17 protein-coding genes are annotated in these 15620 nt (G+C 45.2%); 8 read left to right on the top strand and 9 right to left on the bottom strand.

The window, feature by feature from the left end:
- Positions 1-864 precede the first annotated feature (864 nt).
- From ACQG03_RS21985 to ACQG03_RS21970, 4 genes are all read left to right on the top strand, one after another.
- Positions 865-1062, top strand: coding sequence for a hypothetical protein (locus ACQG03_RS21985; RefSeq protein WP_001371914.1), 198 nt, complete (start codon positions 865-867; stop codon positions 1060-1062).
- A 140-nt stretch (positions 1063-1202) separates the two neighbouring features.
- Positions 1203-1478, top strand: coding sequence for a hypothetical protein (locus ACQG03_RS21980; protein ID WP_000864986.1), 276 nt, complete (start codon positions 1203-1205; stop codon positions 1476-1478).
- A 491-nt stretch (positions 1479-1969) separates the two neighbouring features.
- Positions 1970-3448, top strand: coding sequence for a SulP family inorganic anion transporter (locus tag ACQG03_RS21975; RefSeq protein WP_000927306.1), 1479 nt, complete (start codon positions 1970-1972; stop codon positions 3446-3448).
- A gap of 18 nt (positions 3449-3466) precedes the next feature.
- Complete coding sequence (locus ACQG03_RS21970; RefSeq protein ID WP_001066652.1) at positions 3467-4294, top strand: universal stress protein; 828 nt, start codon at positions 3467-3469, stop codon at positions 4292-4294.
- Between the two features lie 59 nt (positions 4295-4353).
- On the opposite strand, the gene arsC is transcribed toward ACQG03_RS21970, so the two are convergent.
- From arsC to ACQG03_RS21955, 3 genes are read right to left on the bottom strand one after another with little or no spacing between them, the layout of a single operon-like run.
- Positions 4354-4779: a glutaredoxin-dependent arsenate reductase gene (gene arsC / locus ACQG03_RS21965; RefSeq protein ID WP_000065802.1), complete on the bottom strand. Its 426-nt coding sequence runs from the start codon at positions 4777-4779 to the stop codon at positions 4354-4356.
- A 12-nt stretch (positions 4780-4791) separates the two neighbouring features.
- Entirely contained in the window at positions 4792-6081 is a 1290-nt protein-coding gene (locus ACQG03_RS21960; RefSeq protein WP_000922628.1) for an arsenic transporter, read from the bottom strand.
- Positions 6082-6126: 45 nt separating this feature from the next.
- Positions 6127-6447, bottom strand: a complete 321-nt coding sequence (locus tag ACQG03_RS21955; protein WP_000941305.1) for a transcriptional regulator — start codon at positions 6445-6447, stop codon at positions 6127-6129.
- Positions 6448-6533: 86 nt separating this feature from the next.
- On the opposite strand from ACQG03_RS21955, the gene arsH reads away from it, so the two are divergent.
- The gene (gene arsH / locus ACQG03_RS21950; protein WP_000130816.1) at positions 6534-7238 is read left to right on the top strand and encodes an arsenical resistance protein ArsH; all 705 of its coding nucleotides are present in this window, start codon (positions 6534-6536) and stop codon (positions 7236-7238) included.
- A gap of 32 nt (positions 7239-7270) precedes the next feature.
- Here arsH and ACQG03_RS21945 read toward each other — a convergent pair whose 3' ends face one another.
- The 6 genes from ACQG03_RS21945 to ACQG03_RS21920 form a co-directional block, all read right to left on the bottom strand.
- Complete coding sequence (locus ACQG03_RS21945; RefSeq protein WP_044704760.1) at positions 7271-8674, bottom strand: ISNCY family transposase; 1404 nt, start codon at positions 8672-8674, stop codon at positions 7271-7273.
- A gap of 294 nt (positions 8675-8968) precedes the next feature.
- The gene (locus tag ACQG03_RS21940) at positions 8969-9775 is read right to left on the bottom strand and encodes a hypothetical protein (protein WP_016239971.1); all 807 of its coding nucleotides are present in this window, start codon (positions 9773-9775) and stop codon (positions 8969-8971) included.
- A 17-nt stretch (positions 9776-9792) separates the two neighbouring features.
- Complete coding sequence (locus tag ACQG03_RS21935) at positions 9793-10233, bottom strand: hypothetical protein (protein ID WP_016239970.1); 441 nt, start codon at positions 10231-10233, stop codon at positions 9793-9795.
- Positions 10234-10385: 152 nt separating this feature from the next.
- Positions 10386-11747 carry an FRG domain-containing protein gene (locus tag ACQG03_RS21930; protein WP_000482601.1) on the bottom strand — a complete coding sequence of 454 codons (1362 nt, stop codon included), beginning with the start codon at positions 11745-11747 and terminating at the stop codon, positions 10386-10388.
- A gap of 13 nt (positions 11748-11760) precedes the next feature.
- A complete protein-coding gene (locus ACQG03_RS21925) occupies positions 11761-12564 on the bottom strand; it encodes a hypothetical protein (RefSeq protein ID WP_000589340.1) in 804 nt (267 codons plus the stop codon).
- 58 nt (positions 12565-12622) lie between these two features.
- Positions 12623-13969: an ISNCY-like element ISLad2 family transposase gene (locus ACQG03_RS21920; protein WP_076611902.1), complete on the bottom strand. Its 1347-nt coding sequence runs from the start codon at positions 13967-13969 to the stop codon at positions 12623-12625.
- Between the two features lie 221 nt (positions 13970-14190).
- Here ACQG03_RS21920 and ACQG03_RS21915 point away from each other — a divergent pair, with 221 nt between their 5' ends.
- The 3 genes from ACQG03_RS21915 to ACQG03_RS21905 are packed head-to-tail and all read left to right on the top strand — an operon-like array spanning position 14191 to position 15552.
- Complete coding sequence (locus ACQG03_RS21915) at positions 14191-14508, top strand: hypothetical protein (RefSeq protein WP_000785965.1); 318 nt, start codon at positions 14191-14193, stop codon at positions 14506-14508.
- Between the two features lie 22 nt (positions 14509-14530).
- Entirely contained in the window at positions 14531-14836 is a 306-nt protein-coding gene (locus ACQG03_RS21910; protein ID WP_001100610.1) for a hypothetical protein, read from the top strand.
- A gap of 44 nt (positions 14837-14880) precedes the next feature.
- The gene (locus ACQG03_RS21905) at positions 14881-15552 is read left to right on the top strand and encodes a S1 family peptidase (protein WP_000285959.1); all 672 of its coding nucleotides are present in this window, start codon (positions 14881-14883) and stop codon (positions 15550-15552) included.
- Positions 15553-15620: the final 68 nt, after the last annotated feature.

The raw sequence follows: 15620 nt of genomic DNA, 5'->3' as shown, positions 1-15620 counted from the left end.
AAGACGGGTACCGCTTATCAGTCTCGCCTGAAAATCGTCACAATGGTACCCAAAGCTTTGACGGCTGGCTCCCACGTTTTTTTTCCGAACCACAGTATGCCAAATCATCTTTAACTAAGTTTCTCGGTGAGTCCTTAGTATGGGAAGAAGATTCAAGTAATGCTCTATGAGATTACTTATTATAAATTTTTCTATTAATCTCCATGGAGTGATATATGAATTTGGCCTATTTTTTATTTTTGTCTATAACTGTTATGCTTACGAGCTTTATTATTAAATCACTTGTCGTATTGGTAAAGTTCAAATTACTTCGTGATGAACGTCTCGAATATACCAGCAATAAAAATATTGATGAGATGTACGATTTAATGAATGCGAAGGAAGAAATCCTCATAAGGCATCATAAGCAGATGTTGGCATTGCATCTTTCACTATTAATATTCGTTCTATTTATTGCTTACATTTACTAAAAATAATTTTATTCAACATTTCAACAAAGGGTTTTCAATGGAAAGCTTCGAAACTGAACAAATGATTCAATATGCTTTCTACATAAATATCGTAATAACGACTGGTTTGGCATGGTTTTGCTTGCGGTCAGGATTGCATTACAATTTTTTCAGAAAAGCAGAGAGTGCCAGAACAAAAGGGCTGAGTAGTACCTCTACTGAACACGGTCCAGCAATTGTGAGAATAAAGAAGCTACAAGCATTAGTAGATTTTATTAGTAACTGTGCTTTTCTAATCCTTTCAATTGGCACAGCTTATATTTTGTATTTTTGGATCCACAGTTAACTCATACAAGGTAACTTCGGCAAATAACAACTTCTAATGCAGGACTTTAATAACTATAACGGATGCTACATGAAAAACGACAGTTTAATTACGCGGTATAAAATACTTAAAGGCGAACGCGATGAGTCTATCTTCACCATAATAATCGCGCTAGTAGTAAAGCTGGGGCTGGTAGCCCTGGCATTCTATCTGTTGCTTGGTTCCACGATTGATTGGTCAAGCTGGAAAACCTATGCCGCCATGTTGATCTTTGGAGCATTTCTCTAAAAGGATGACCACGGCAATACCAGGTCAGACAACAAGGTCGTTAGCATGATCGTTGGAAGCAACGGAAGCACCTTGAAAAAGGTCGGCAGCACTATAAAATCCATCAGCAATGCACACAAATAAACTACTGGTATCTTAAAATGAAAGTGAAAGAGTTGATCGCCATGCTGAACGAAAGAGACCCTGAGGCAATTGTTCTGATTTCCGGCTATGAAACGATCGGCGGCACGGAAGTCGCAGAAGCTGATTTGCTCATTGATATGCAGTCAATATGCTTAGAACAGGCTGATAATCTCACAGGAAACCGTAAAGTTGTTTCTTCCGGTGGTGAAGATTCAGTTTGGTTAGGCTGGAAAGATGATTACCGTACAAAGGTGTTTTTAGAAGATGCCCAAATTCCTGATCAAGATGAATGACGGTCAGCGTTGGCTTCAAAGGCAATCTATCAGTACGTGAAACGTAAATGTTAAAAAATAACCACATATGAATCAATAACTTATGTCAAAGCTAAGTAGAGATGTCCGGGGTGGGGCAAAGTTCAAATGTCCTTTGATAATATTGAATTCCTGGATAAAAATCGCATCTTAACCTCTTCGTTTGAGTACCTTGTTGGGTTGACCCCGTATTCGCTTTATTTGTAGTATTGGGCTGCTTTGAAGTGTTTCATGTTCAAACGCGACGTGTTCTGTAAGTTCTTCCTGACAACAGAGCCGACAATATATACACATCCGCTATGGAGAATCTGACAACCGCTATGCGTATTACGCCACCCTGAGTTTTTCCTTCCTCTGTCGTACTGAGCAAGCCTCAGCACGCACTCAATAACATCCCGTCTGCGGATGTGCTTTACCGTACGTAAAAATGTAGCCCTCCAGGGCTGACTGTATCTAAAAACTGAGAAATTACTATGTTGCTGTCCTCGACGCGTAAGGACTGGCTGGGTAACGTCCGTGGTGACGTTCTGGCCGGTATTGTTGTCGCGCTCGCACTCATTCCAGAAGCGATCGCCTTTTCCATTATCGCCGGTGTTGATCCCCAGGTGGGCCTCTACTCGGCGTTCTGTATTCCTCTCGTTATGGCCTTCTTTGGCGGACGTCCGGCGATGATTTCGTCCTCCACCGGTGCAATGGCTCTCCTGATGGTGACGCTGGTGAAAGATCATGGCTTACAGTATTTACTGGCTGCCTCCATACTGACCGGGGTATTCCAGCTGATAGCCGGATATCTGAAGCTTGGCGGGCTGATGCGTTTTGTTTCACGCTCAGTGGTCACGGGGTTTGTTAATGCACTGGCAATACTGATTTTTATGGCCCAGTTGCCTGAGCTGACCAATGTGACATGGCATGTTTATGCCATGACTGCGGCAGGGCTGGGGATCATCTATCTCTTCCCTTATATCAACAAAACCATTCCTTCACCGCTTGTGTGCATCGTGGTGCTGACTGGGATTGCCATGTGGCTGCATCTGGATGTGCGAACCGTCGGGGATATGGGGAAACTTCCCGACAGTCTGCCGGTCTTCCTGCTCCCGGACGTGCCTTTAAATCTTCAGACGCTGCTCATCATCCTGCCATATTCTGCGGGGCTTGCGGTGGTTGGCCTGCTTGAGTCGATGATGACCGCCACTATCGTGGATGACATGACCGACACGCCAAGCGACAAAAACAGGGAGTGCAAAGCTCAGGGCATCGCGAACATCTGCACATCCTTTATCGGAGGAATGGCAGGCTGCGCGATGATTGGGCAATCTGTTATCAACGTAAAATCCGGTGGACGCGGACGACTTTCAACCCTCACGGCGGGCGTGGTGCTGCTTTGCCTGATTGTGTTCCTGCGCAACTGGGTCTCCCAAATTCCGATGGCAGCGCTGGTCGCGGTGATGATTATGGTTTCCATCGGGACATTCTCCTGGCGCTCCATTGCCAACCTGCGGACACACCCCCTTTCAACCAGCGTGGTCATGCTTGCCACCGTCGCGGTTGTGGTGGCAACACATAATCTGGCCTTCGGTGTGCTGACCGGTGTACTGATTGCTTCGCTCAATTTTGCCACTAAAGTATCCCGGTTCATGCGTGTAACCTCAGTTCTGGAGGGGACGAGCCGGACGTATACCGTCACCGGCCAGGTATTCTTTGCATCAGCAGACCGCTTTACGAGCCACTTTGATTTCCGTGAAGCGATTGAGAATGTGGTGATAGACGTTTCACATGCCCATTTCTGGGACATCACGTCCGTCAGCGCCCTGGATAAGGTGGTCATTAAGTTCCGTAGAGAGGGCGCCGGGGTTGAAATACGTGGGATGAATGAAGCCACCCGCACCATCGTTGACCGGTTTGGTGTTCACGATAAACCTGAAGAAGTCGAAAAACTGATGGGCGGTCATTAACAGACTGGAGGGAAAACTATGAATAATACTGTTACAGCCTGTGTGGACGGTTCACTTTCAACGCGGTCAGTGTGTGAATATGCGGCGTGGGCAGCCCGCACTTTGCAATCACAGCTAGCACTGTTGCACGTTATCGAAAAAGACAGCACCCCGGTAGTGTCAGACCTGACCGGCACTCTCGGCATAGACAGTCAGCAATTGCTGACCGATGAGCTGGTAGAAATTGAAGGGCAACGTAATCGCCTGCTGATGGCCCAGGGGAAAGCAATACTGGAAAGTTGTGCTGAACTGCTTCAAAAACAGGGAAGCCCGGATGTGCTTTTGATGCAAAAACACGGTACACCGGATGAAGTTCTGGCAGAGCTGAGCGACCTTCGTCTCATGGTGCTGGGGCGTCGGGGTAGCCAGCATCCGGTAGGCTCTCATCTGGAAAGCGTTATTCGTCTGCAAAAGAAACCCCTACTGGTTGTTCCGGAGAACTACTCAGTGCCTTCCAGAGTCATGCTGGCTTATGATGGCAGTGAAGAAAGCAGGAGTAACCTGGAACGTCTGACGATGAGTCCCTTACTCAGGGGGCTGGAGTGCCACCTTGTCATGGTAAACGGTAAGAAGGAAGAGCTGCTGACCGCACAGCAAATTTTACGTGACGCGGATATAGAAAACAGCACAACACATCTTACCGGGCAATCAGTCGGGGACGCGCTTATTCGTTACGCCGAGGAAAATGCTGTCGATCTGATAGTGATGGGGGCCTACGGTCATTCCAGGTTGCGGCAGTTCTTTATCGGTAGTCATACCTCCGAAATGCTGCAAAAGACGCAACAACCGCTTCTTATCCTCCGTTAGCACTGATTATCTTAAATAAAAAAGGGCGAGTTCTCTCGCCCTTCGTCACAAGAACACGTTTAGTTCAGCCGGTTACCTTTTTCATCAACTACCTTCTCACCGTCCTCTTTCGTGAACGCGCTTTTCTGCGCATCGGGAAGAATATCCAGCACGACTTCAGAAGGGCGGCATAGCCGGGTACCCAGCGGCGTTACCACGATAGGGCGATTGATCAGAACAGGGTGCTGCAACATAAAATCGATTAACTGCTCGTCAGTAAAGCGGTCTTCCGCCAGCCCTAACGCTTCAAAAGGTTCGACATTCTTACGCAGCAGCGCTCGTACCGTGATCCCCATATCCGCAATGAGTTTTACCAGCTCAGCTCGTGATGGTGGGGTTTCAAGATAATGAATAACGGTCGGCTCTGTACCGCTGTTGCGGATCATTTCAAGGGTATTGCGTGACGTGCCGCAGGCCGGGTTGTGATAAATGGTAATGTTGCTCATATCAGTATCTCATTACAAAGTGAAAGACAGACGAAGCGCCAGTGCTGCAAGCGTGACAAACAGCACGGGGATTGTCATGACAATGCCCACCCGGAAGTAATATCCCCAGGTAATTTTGATATTTTTCTGCGACAGAACGTGCAGCCACAGTAACGTTGCCAGACTGCCGATAGGGGTAATTTTTGGCCCCAGGTCGCTGCCGATGACGTTGGCGTAAATCATCGCTTCTTTGATAACACCGGTCGCTGTGCTGCCATCAATCGACAGCGCCCCGACCAGCACGGTCGGCATATTGTTCATCACTGATGACAGGAAGGCCGTCAGGAAGCCCGTACCCAGCGTTGCCGCCCACAATCCCTGCTCTGCCAGCTGATTCAGCAAGGAAGAGAGATAGTGGGTCAGACCGGCATTTCGTAAGCCGTAGACCACCAGGTACATCCCCAGCGAGAAGATAACGATTTGCCAGGGCGCACCACGCAGCACCTTACCGGTGTTAATGGCATGCCCTTTTTTCGCAACAGCAAACAGAAGCAATGCACCAGCGGCTGCGACCAAACTGACCGGTACGCCCAGCGGCTCCAGTCCGAAGAATCCCACCAGAAGCAACACCAGAACCAGCCAGCCGGTTTTAAAGGTATTCACATCACGTATAGCGTCTTTCGGTTCTTTCAACAGAGAAACGTCGTAAACGGCGGGAATGTCCTTACGGAAAAACAGATGCAGCATCACCAGCGTAGCCGCAATCGCGGCCAGGTTAACCGGGACCATCACGGCGGCATATTCTGAGAAACCAAGCTTAAAGAAATCCGCCGAGACGATATTCACCAGGTTTGAGACAATCAGTGGCAGGCTTGCCGTGTCAGCGATAAACCCTGCGGCCATGATAAACGCTAAGGTTGCTCCCCGGCTGAATCCCAGCGCCAGCAGCATCGCGATAACGATAGGTGTCAGGATCAGTGCCGCACCGTCGTTGGCAAACAGTGCCGCAACCATCGCACCAAGCAGGACGATCCAGGTGAAGAGCAGCCGCCCCCGGCCATTCCCCCAACGGGCAACGTGCAGCGCGGCCCATTCAAAGAAGCCGGATTCGTCGAGCAGAAGACTGATGATGATCACGGCGATAAAGGTGGCGGTCGCATTCCACACTATCTGCCAGACCACCGGAATATCCCCCAGATGAACGACGCCAGTCAGCAATGCCAGAATTGCGCCCAGTGAGGCACTCCAGCCAATCCCCAGCCCTCTGGGTTGCCAGATAACCAGGACGAGCGTGAATAAAAAGATAGCACCAGCCAGTAACATCAGAAACTCCATTCACATTTGTTTATTCGGATATATATATCGCCATCAGCAGGAGACAGATGCCACGCTACTGAGCTTGTTGCGTATGTTTTCTCGTTCACAGTTCCAGGCTGTATCAATAATACCCGCAGCCCATGCTGGCATGTGTGGCGACAGTCGGTAATGCACCCATTTTCCTTCGCGACGGTCGATGACCAGCTCGGCTTCACGTAAAAGGGCCATATGGCGAGAAATTTTTGGCTGAGACTCTGCGGTTGCCGCACAGATGTCACAGACGCACATTTCACCGGACTCCCTGAGAAGCATCACGATAGTTGAACGGGTCTCGTCGGCGAGCAGTTTAAAAAGCTGAACAGGCTGTAGCATGCTTAACCTCGTAAAAAAATAACAATACATATGGTATTTCATATGTGATAACTTTTAAAGCATAGCTTATGAAATGGAGATTTTTTATGACCGACTTACCAGCAATCGAACCGGCTTATTTTGATGATGCGCTTGCCAGCAAACTTACGGGCAACAACGAAACCATGCCGCGAATTCTCATCCTGTACGGTTCAGTACGAGAGCGGTCCTACAGTCGTTTTGCAGCGGAAGAGGCCGGGCGGTTGCTGGCAAAGATGGGGGCTGAGGTGAAAATATTTAACCCATCCGGTCTGCCGTTACCCGATGATGCGCCCGAAAGTCACCCCAAAGTGCTTGAACTCCGCGAGCTGGTCAGGTGGTGTGACGGAATGGTCTGGAGTTCTCCGGAAAGACATGGCGCCATGAGCTCGGTGATGAAGGCCCAGATTGACTGGATACCCCTGAGTGAAGGTGCTGTTCGTCCTTCCCAGGGTAAAACGCTGGCCGTCATGCAGGTTTGTGGTGGTTCACAGTCGTTTAACACGGTCAATCAGATGCGGATACTTGGCCGCTGGATGCGGATGTTCACCATCCCCAATCAGTCGTCAGTGCCAAAGGCATGGCAGGAATTTGATGATGAAGGGCGCATGAAACCCTCACCCTGGTATGACAGGATTGTCGACGTTACCGAAGAGTTGTTCAAAATGACGTTACTCCTGAAAGGGCACACAGCCTACCTGTCCGACCGCTACAGCGAAAGGAAAGAGAGTCATCAGGAGCTCGCGGCACGGGTCAATCAGGCCAAAATCTGACAGCCAGGCATGCCCGGATGGATTACCGGGCTTTAAATCGGTTTCTTCCCAAATATCTCTTCAGAGCGTGACTGAAGTTTCACCAGGGCATTGAACATATCGTCCTGATCCAGGGAACGCTGGGATTTCTTCGTCGTGGGAGCTTTACGCCTGCGAGAAGGGCCGTCTCCGGATGGTACGGATTGCGACCGGTTATTATCCCGCTCGGCCTGGACCAGCTGCGCCATTTCCAGGGCCCGCCCCAGACGTTTGTTATCCACAATGGCCCCCTGATCGATTTCAGAAAGCTTGTCATAGGTGGAGTAGGGAAGTGATACGCCATTAAGCCGGAGCTCTTTATGTCCATCCGGGTAATGCCAGACATCGATGTATTTACCAATCGCCCGACGACTGAATTCGCTGTCTTCAATCAGATAAAGGACTTTGTCGTATTGCACTGTGAGTGATTTCGACACTTTACGAGCTTCATGCCAGTTAAATACCATATCAAGATCGTCATCGACATCCAGTTCCCGATGAACATCAAACGCCTGGCGAGGCGCTTTTGCGAAACGACGGTTGTAATCGTTCATGAACTCTTCGGCAAATGCGTTCGCAGCTTCCATGGAACTGATGCCCTGGAGCCTGAGCTCCTTGACCAGTCGGTCCTGAAGCGTCAGGTGCGCCCGTTCAACGCGGCCTTTGGCAGCACTGGTTTCTGCACAAATGGTCTGAATGTTCAGTTCATGCATCGCACGGCCAAACTGGGTATCGCCGTCGCCGCCGGTTGCATTTTTATTGTTGATCCTGAATACGCTGGCTTTGTCGCTGTACAGCGCAAGCGGTTTGCCATGTTTTTCAATATAGCCCCGGGTCGCTTCAAAATAGGTGAAAGTAGACTCAGATTTCACGAAAAGAAGCTGCATTAAACGACTGGTTGCGTCATCAACGTAAACCAGTGCCGTACACTTAGGTCCCCGATTTTCAAACCAGTGGTGGTCGCAGCCGTCGATTTGTATGAGTTCACCGGCACAGGCACGGCGGTAACGAGGTTGCTGAATTTTTGGCGCACGTTGCTTACGTGGGACCCACAGACTGGCCTGAGTCATCAGCTTACGGACGGTTTCTTTGGAAAGATGAACACCGTGCACCTCAGACAGTTTTTCACAGGCCAGCGTCGGACCGAAATCGTTATAGCGTTCGCGAATAATGTTCAGCGCGTATGCGGCCAGTCCCTGAGGCAACTGGTTGTTACTGGATTTACCACGACGGCGGCTGGTCATGCCAATCGGACCATCTTCACGATAACGCGCAAGCAGACGACGGCACTGACGGTCGGAGATACCAAGCCGCTGAGCTGCCATTTGTGTTGTCAGACGCCGGTCGATGACATCCTGAATGATTTTGAGTCGGTTAACTTCATCCAATGTGAAAAACTCCGCTGCGAGAGCCGTCATGGTAATCCTTACTTGATTATACACGCCGGACATCTTAACTTAGCCATTATCGGACATTACAACTTTGCTACTACAACTTATGTCAAAGCAAGTTTAAAATGTCACCTCTTTGTGCAAGATAGAAAGGGCACTTTCAGCCTATGTAATCATATTAATGTGACTGCTGCGTTATCCCACTCAACCAATTAATAAAGCAAAAGTTAAATATGAAAGACTGGAATAAAAATATAACGAAAACATCTTAATATGGAAATATCTGTGTCAACGGGATCTTTAGTTATTGAATATCTGGTTCTAAATAGGTTCTACATTCAACGGGAAGGGAAACCAAATATCTATATGTTTTTTATAAATACCATTACGTGGCAAACAACAATCTGCATATTTTTTTAAAGAATCTCCACATGGACAAATATTTTCTGGCGATAATACTCCATCATGTTCTTTCGCCTTAAATCTCCAGGTCGTAATATTGAAAATTTGATGTGGGGATTGTATGTATTTGACAACACTAATTAAAGTTGAATAGTTATAATGATCACCATCATTGGAGAAAAAAACACTACATTTGTTAACGGGATTACTAACTATGTCATAAGTAATTAATTCAAAATCGATCACTTCATCAAAGCAAAGAACTCCATTATAAAGTTTATTTTTAACATGACCACAATCATTAATAAAACTACGGGTTGTATTACATACTGAACATTTCACTTCTTTTATTATTTCACGAGAACTACCGAAGATTTTATATGGGAATAACGCCTGCCAATTACATACCATTCTCGCTAAGAAGTTAACACCATAGAAATTAACCTCAGGCAGAAACTCATTATTTTCTTTAATATGTATTAAATCTATTTCTATCCTTTCAAGTTCTACCCATGCTTCATAAAAATCACCTCTTGTAAGTAAATTAATGACTTGAATATATTTTAAATGGGCTAGTAAAATTGTTTTGTATAAAAACAATCTGTTTGATTCATTATTCAAGCTCAAGGATTGAGCTTTTTTTAACTCAGCATTAAGATAATCAAGAATAGCACTATCTTCTTGAGTAATACACATCCAACGCTTTAACTTTTCGTGAATATTCATAATATCTATATAGATTTTTATTTGATTTTGTTAATTACTTTTAAAACATCGTCTACTTTTCCAGAAACAGTGTATTTCACATGTTTTCCTGATTTATTTTTTTTAATTATAGAGACTTTAACGTCTATATCTCTAGTTCCAAAGTTATCAATTTTTTTCTGAATATAATTTGAAACAAGATTTACTAAAAAAGGTATCATTACTGATGTGGCAAAGAAAGTGCCTAACGCTAACGTTATACTGTTTAATTGCAGGTACGAAACACCATTAGAATCTCCGTACACTTTAACATTAGAATGTGATTGCTTGGTGAACTGGAAAAAATCCAGTGCATTACCTCCAGTAATTTTTGAACTATCAAAAACGATCGCAATCTCATCATCTTGAGGTTCATATGAAGAAATGATTTTTACCTCTTCATCTTCATCACTCATTTCACTCAAAGTAATGGGGTTCATTCTCAACTCCTTGTTTTATATTTTTACATTCAAATTTTACTATACGACTGGTTAATTGCTCCTGTCCAACACACACCAGAGTTCATATGCTTAGCATACAAGGGACCAATGCCAGTAGCGACAGGCTAGTGTGTCAAAAAACCACATGAAGATCAATCTCCTGCGGAAAATTTGGCCGCAATTAGTTTCATTGTCCTTTCCATGCCTTGATAAACTGTCGCATCTGTAATGTTTAACCTTGCGAGTTCCTTAAGTATTCTAGCTTTGTTTCTGATCACTATTTTTTCTACTTTAAACTCTTGCATAGCATCATCAGGGTTTGAAACTAAATCGGGATAAACAGCATTATTCCCAAATAATAAGAATGCACCTGACTGTGATGACATCCTTTCATTATTATTTCTTCCTTTAACGAAAATTAACCTTTCCAAATCTGATGGTATAATTACATCTTTAAAATAAGGTTTTTCATCTTTAATGTAATGTATGAGTTTTTGACAAGCTTCAGTTTTATTGAAAGCCTCCTTGTCCATTTTACAATCCAGCTGATCTTTCAGTGTTTGACTTAGCATTGATATATTTGATATGCAACTTACTGTATCAGAGTCAAAGAATTTTATACGATCCCTTTTTGTTTTGAAAATAATAACATGTCCATCAACCTCATTTGTATTTTCATTATTACTAATGTCGCAACAAGCGAAATACAGAGCGATTAGTGGATTTGATGTTATATCCAACAAACGAGTTGGTAGTCCGTAGTGTTGCATCCTTACTAACTTGTCTAGCATTGTTTTATCATCAACAAACTCAGTTGGCCTTGCTGTTAGGGCTTCACGGACTAAATTTGATTCACTGTGCAAATGCTTGAAGTTACCTTTTTTGTTTTTCCTGAAAACTGATGGAGCCAACTCGTAAGATACATCAGAATGTCCACGATAAAATATTTCTGCATCTTCTTCATGATCTTGTTCTAAAACACGCGCCATGAAACTTTGAACATTATCTATTATTGGGTAGTTATCAACTTCATCAGGAAGTGCTTCAGTAGGAGGAAGTGGTGTACTTCTTGTCGTTATATTTAGAAGTGCTAATGTTTGATTTAAATCACGTGCTTTTATTCCCCAGTGAGTCCGTTTCAGCCCATATGCACCTAATTCTAAAGCTGTTTGATATAACTCTTTGTTTATCACTACGACATCATCTTGTGAGTGAGTGATTCTGAAATCAAACTCAACATTTTTGTTAACTGTTCGTAGATTTGAAATTACACCAAGTCGCAAAGTAATGTATTCAACATTGTCTCGGGAATAAAGTTCTGACATAAAAAGCGTAGGTAATTTCTCAATATAAGATAATGCTTTATCATTCAAAGGCGTTAACTTCAACCGGATGTCATCAGAGGTGCCTTCTAACATACGTGATATAGGAAAATCACAACTCCCACTAACCCGTTCATACATGGGCCAATGTTCAAAATAGTCAGGTTCTCCGCCCATAATTAGATTAAACATTAAAACTAAATCCTTATATTTTACTTAATGAATTATTTACAATCCAATCAATTGCGCCAGAGGTGCGAATCCAAGGCTTTATATTATGATTCACATAATAAATGGCTTCATCCATTCCACCTAACGTGATATATCCACTGTTAGACTTGATCTGTAATCTGCACTTCGATAACAAGCCGGGGATGTGTCTATTAGAATCAATCGCAGCTTTAGCGATATCATCGGCATCCGGGGATGACTGTCGGTAGGCGAGTAGGGCGCGTGTATACTGAAAAAACGAACGCATATCCCCAGGATAATCGTCCAGTAGCAAGGCCAGATCATCCACCATTTCAAGCTCAAGGTAATAGTTCGCTAATAAATGACGAATCCCCTGGTTATCGTTCGGGTTGAGCTTCAGCATTTCGCGGCTATGAGCCATAGCCGGATAAAAATTACCAGACTCCCATAAGGCCTCAGCCAAAGCTGCTTTTGCTCTCATATATGGACGTGTTTCGACAAATCCCCAGAAACGTCCTGCGAACTCCTGAAAATCCTCGCCAAGTGCAATGCTGGCTGCGTACAAAGCAGTCTCCAGCTTCCCGATTTTTGACTCAGGAGGTTCTTGAGATATCTCGCAGTAGAATGAGTATGCGTCAGCACAGAGCGGGGATTTCTTGATAGCTTTTCTGATGAGTTTCAGCACAACTTCCAGGTCATCATTTTCCCAGGCATCGAACATGAACTCCTGAGCCGCAACCAGATCTAGATGTAATTGCTCAGAGCTGACAGCAGTTTTATACAAATCAACGCGCTTTGTAGTCGGGAATTTAATCATCTCAAGTATCCTTTTGGGGACTCACTGTTCCGGTACTTTGCAGCACTGATGGTCGATTCTATCGCTTTGAACTTGCCACAAACAAGCTCGGGTCTGCCAGAACGGGATTGATAGCCCGGAGCTGTTCCTGGATGCGCACCTGAGCCTTACGGCTGGGCGATTTTTTGCTTCGTTCCCGTTTGCCTTCGCTTTCCCGCTCATCCTGTTTTACCTGAGCCAGTCGGAGTACAGTCCCGAGACGTTTGTTATCAACAATCTGCCCCTGGTCGACACAGGCCAGCTTATCAAATGCCTGGCACTTAAGGCTCCGGTGCCCATAGAGGAAGGCGAGGGTGCCATCGGGATAATCCAGTACTTTAATTTTTTCACCGGCAAGACGGCTATTTTCTTCTGTGGTGTCCATGAGATAAAGGATCTTATCGTACTGGAAGGTCAGTGATTTCGACACGGTACGAACATCATGCCAGGCAAAGATGTCTCTTAATTCATCGGGGCTTTCCTGCACCGGACGATGCAAATCTTTGGGGAACTTAGCCGGTCGTGAAAACCGGCTGTTAAAGTCAGCGATGAAAGTGGCAAGCCAGGCATTTGCGGCCTCAATGCCGGTTATACCTTCCAGACGCATTTCTTTGATCAGCCGATCCTGAAGTGTCTGATTCGCACGTTCCACGCGGCCTTTAGCTTCAGAGCTGTTGGCACAAATAAGCTCGATTGCCAGGTCATAAAGCACACGTCCGAACTGGGTAACGGTGGTATTGCGTTTCTCCGGACCACTGACGCGAAATATTGCGTGTTTGTCACTGTACAGCGATACCGGCTTCCCATGCTGCTCGATGTATTCCCGGGTTGCCAGCATGTAGTCAAAGGCTGTTTCTGACTCGCTGAACCGCAAATGCATCAGACGCCCGGTGGCATCATCGATAAAGACCAGCAGGCAGCATTTTGGCGCACGGCCTTCAAACCAGTCATGGTGGGAGCCGTCGATCTGGATAAGTTCACCCAGACAATCACGCCGATGTCGGGGTTGATAAACCCGTGACTTACGGCGAGCATGCGGGACCCAGAGTCCGTCAGACGTCATCCAGTTGCGGACGGTCTCGATTGAAAGCCGGATATTATGGCGCTCTCTGAGTTTTTCTGCGGCCAGTGTGGGCCCAAAGTCACTGTAGTTTTCACGTATCAGCGTGAGTACTCGTAGTTTGAGAGATTCGGTCAACCGGCGGTTGCTGGGCTGGCCGCGTTTGCGGCTGACAAGTCCTTCAGCACCAGAAACTCGGTAACGATTGATAAGTCGTTGCGCCTGACGTTCTGAAATGCCAAGCTGTGATGCTGCATCACGACGGCGTAGACGCTTTTCACAAACTGCCTGTATCACCGGTAGGCGGTGGATCTCTTTATCTGACATGGTCACCAACATGCGTTGAGCCCCTTAGAATTGCATTCAGTTTAGCTTACTCTAAGGTGACGTTTCTATCTGGATAAAAAGTGACATTACTAAATGGTTCTAACAACTTAAGTGCGCATAATCAGGATTATGTAAGATCAGCGTTAAGTAGTCGATTTATTTGAAAGTGACGTCGTCTTTAAGTTAAAATCACCTATAATCAATACCTACTGGAGCAGCTCATGGCTGACACCTACCTCCCCCCGGGCTTTAAAAAATGCAAATCATGTCAGCAAGTTAAACCCTTTGAACAGTTTGGAAAAGAGCTCAAGGGCAAGTTTGGCCTCAAGAGTAAATGCCGAGCGTGTATTAGCGAGAAAAACAAAACGTACGCAGCAGGCCCAGGGGCCGAAGTAAAGACGCAAAATAATAGGACCTACCAGGCAGAAAACAAGACTGAGCTCGCGGAGAAAATGCGCGTTAAGCGTGCGAAAGAAAAATTTGGTGATCGCTATAATTCCTACCTCGCTTCTTTAGAGTCCATGAAAAAACTCAAATAATGTAATCGCCAACGGAGGAATAATGAATGTACATCTGAAATATGATACGATAAAGCACTATCACTTTGATTGGCTAACGCCTGCTGGCGACTATCCTAATTCAGCGGTTATGCTCGTAGGTTTCCGTGATGGGCGCTGGATTATTGTTCAAGAGTTCGGAAATGATTATAGCTGCTTCGAGGGCGTTCTGAAGAATGGTGATGATCTTAATACGGAGCCTAAATTCTATTCCGACTTAGAAAGCGTAGCGGTTGCTGCTTTTGGCATGATGAAGCAGATATATCCCCAGTACCAAGATAGCACGTTAGAAGAATTCCTCGCTGGATAAAATATTCTAGAAACCAAACTCGCCTTATTCGAAGGAAACTGACTATGTATAGAAAGGTTTTAGCTCTTTCAGCCTTACTGATTTCTGCTTGTTCCACCGATAATCCTCATAAACAAAGTATGCACCACAATGATTTTGAGCTTTCGGACTCAGCTGTAAAAATTCAAATCAAGTCTGGAAATAAGACAATCTCCGGCTCAGGTACTTGGATCGATGAACAACATATTCTTACAGCTTCACATTTATGGCTTGATGCAAGCAAGGATTATAGTCTAAGTATAATAACAAGGAATGGGAGCCAACCAGCAACAGTTATCAATATTGATGATCCTAAGAACCGGGACCTCGCTCTTTTAAAAGTAGAAAAAAATACTATTGTCAAAGCCCCACCTAATTGGAAGCTTCCAGTATGTGATAATGTTCTAGCTCCAGGTGAGTCTGTTTGGGTTCTATCGGGAATGTATAATACGCTTTCAAATACGTATGCTTCCCCCGACTCAACCTACTATTATAAAGGAATAGTTGGTTCTGATGGTTTGACTGCTTTTTATCAAAATGGAGTTAGTGGAAGCGCTGTGTTAAACCAATCTAAGAGTTGCTTATATGGTGTTGTGAGTCAACAAGACATTAAAAAGATCAATGTCTATCAGATATATATTACGAAGATTACTACAAATGAAATTATACGCGGATTCATAGGTTATAAAAATAATTAAATGAGCGTAATCTTACAACAGGCAATTCCGACGTTATCTGCGTTGGTCTACCTATCTGAACCTTTAAA

Source organism: Enterobacter cloacae complex sp. 342H5 (assembly GCF_050030905.1).
In the GTDB taxonomy this organism is placed as follows: Bacteria; Pseudomonadota; Gammaproteobacteria; order Enterobacterales; family Enterobacteriaceae; genus Enterobacter; species Enterobacter intestinihominis.
This window is presented reverse-complemented; position numbering and strand designations above follow the sequence as displayed.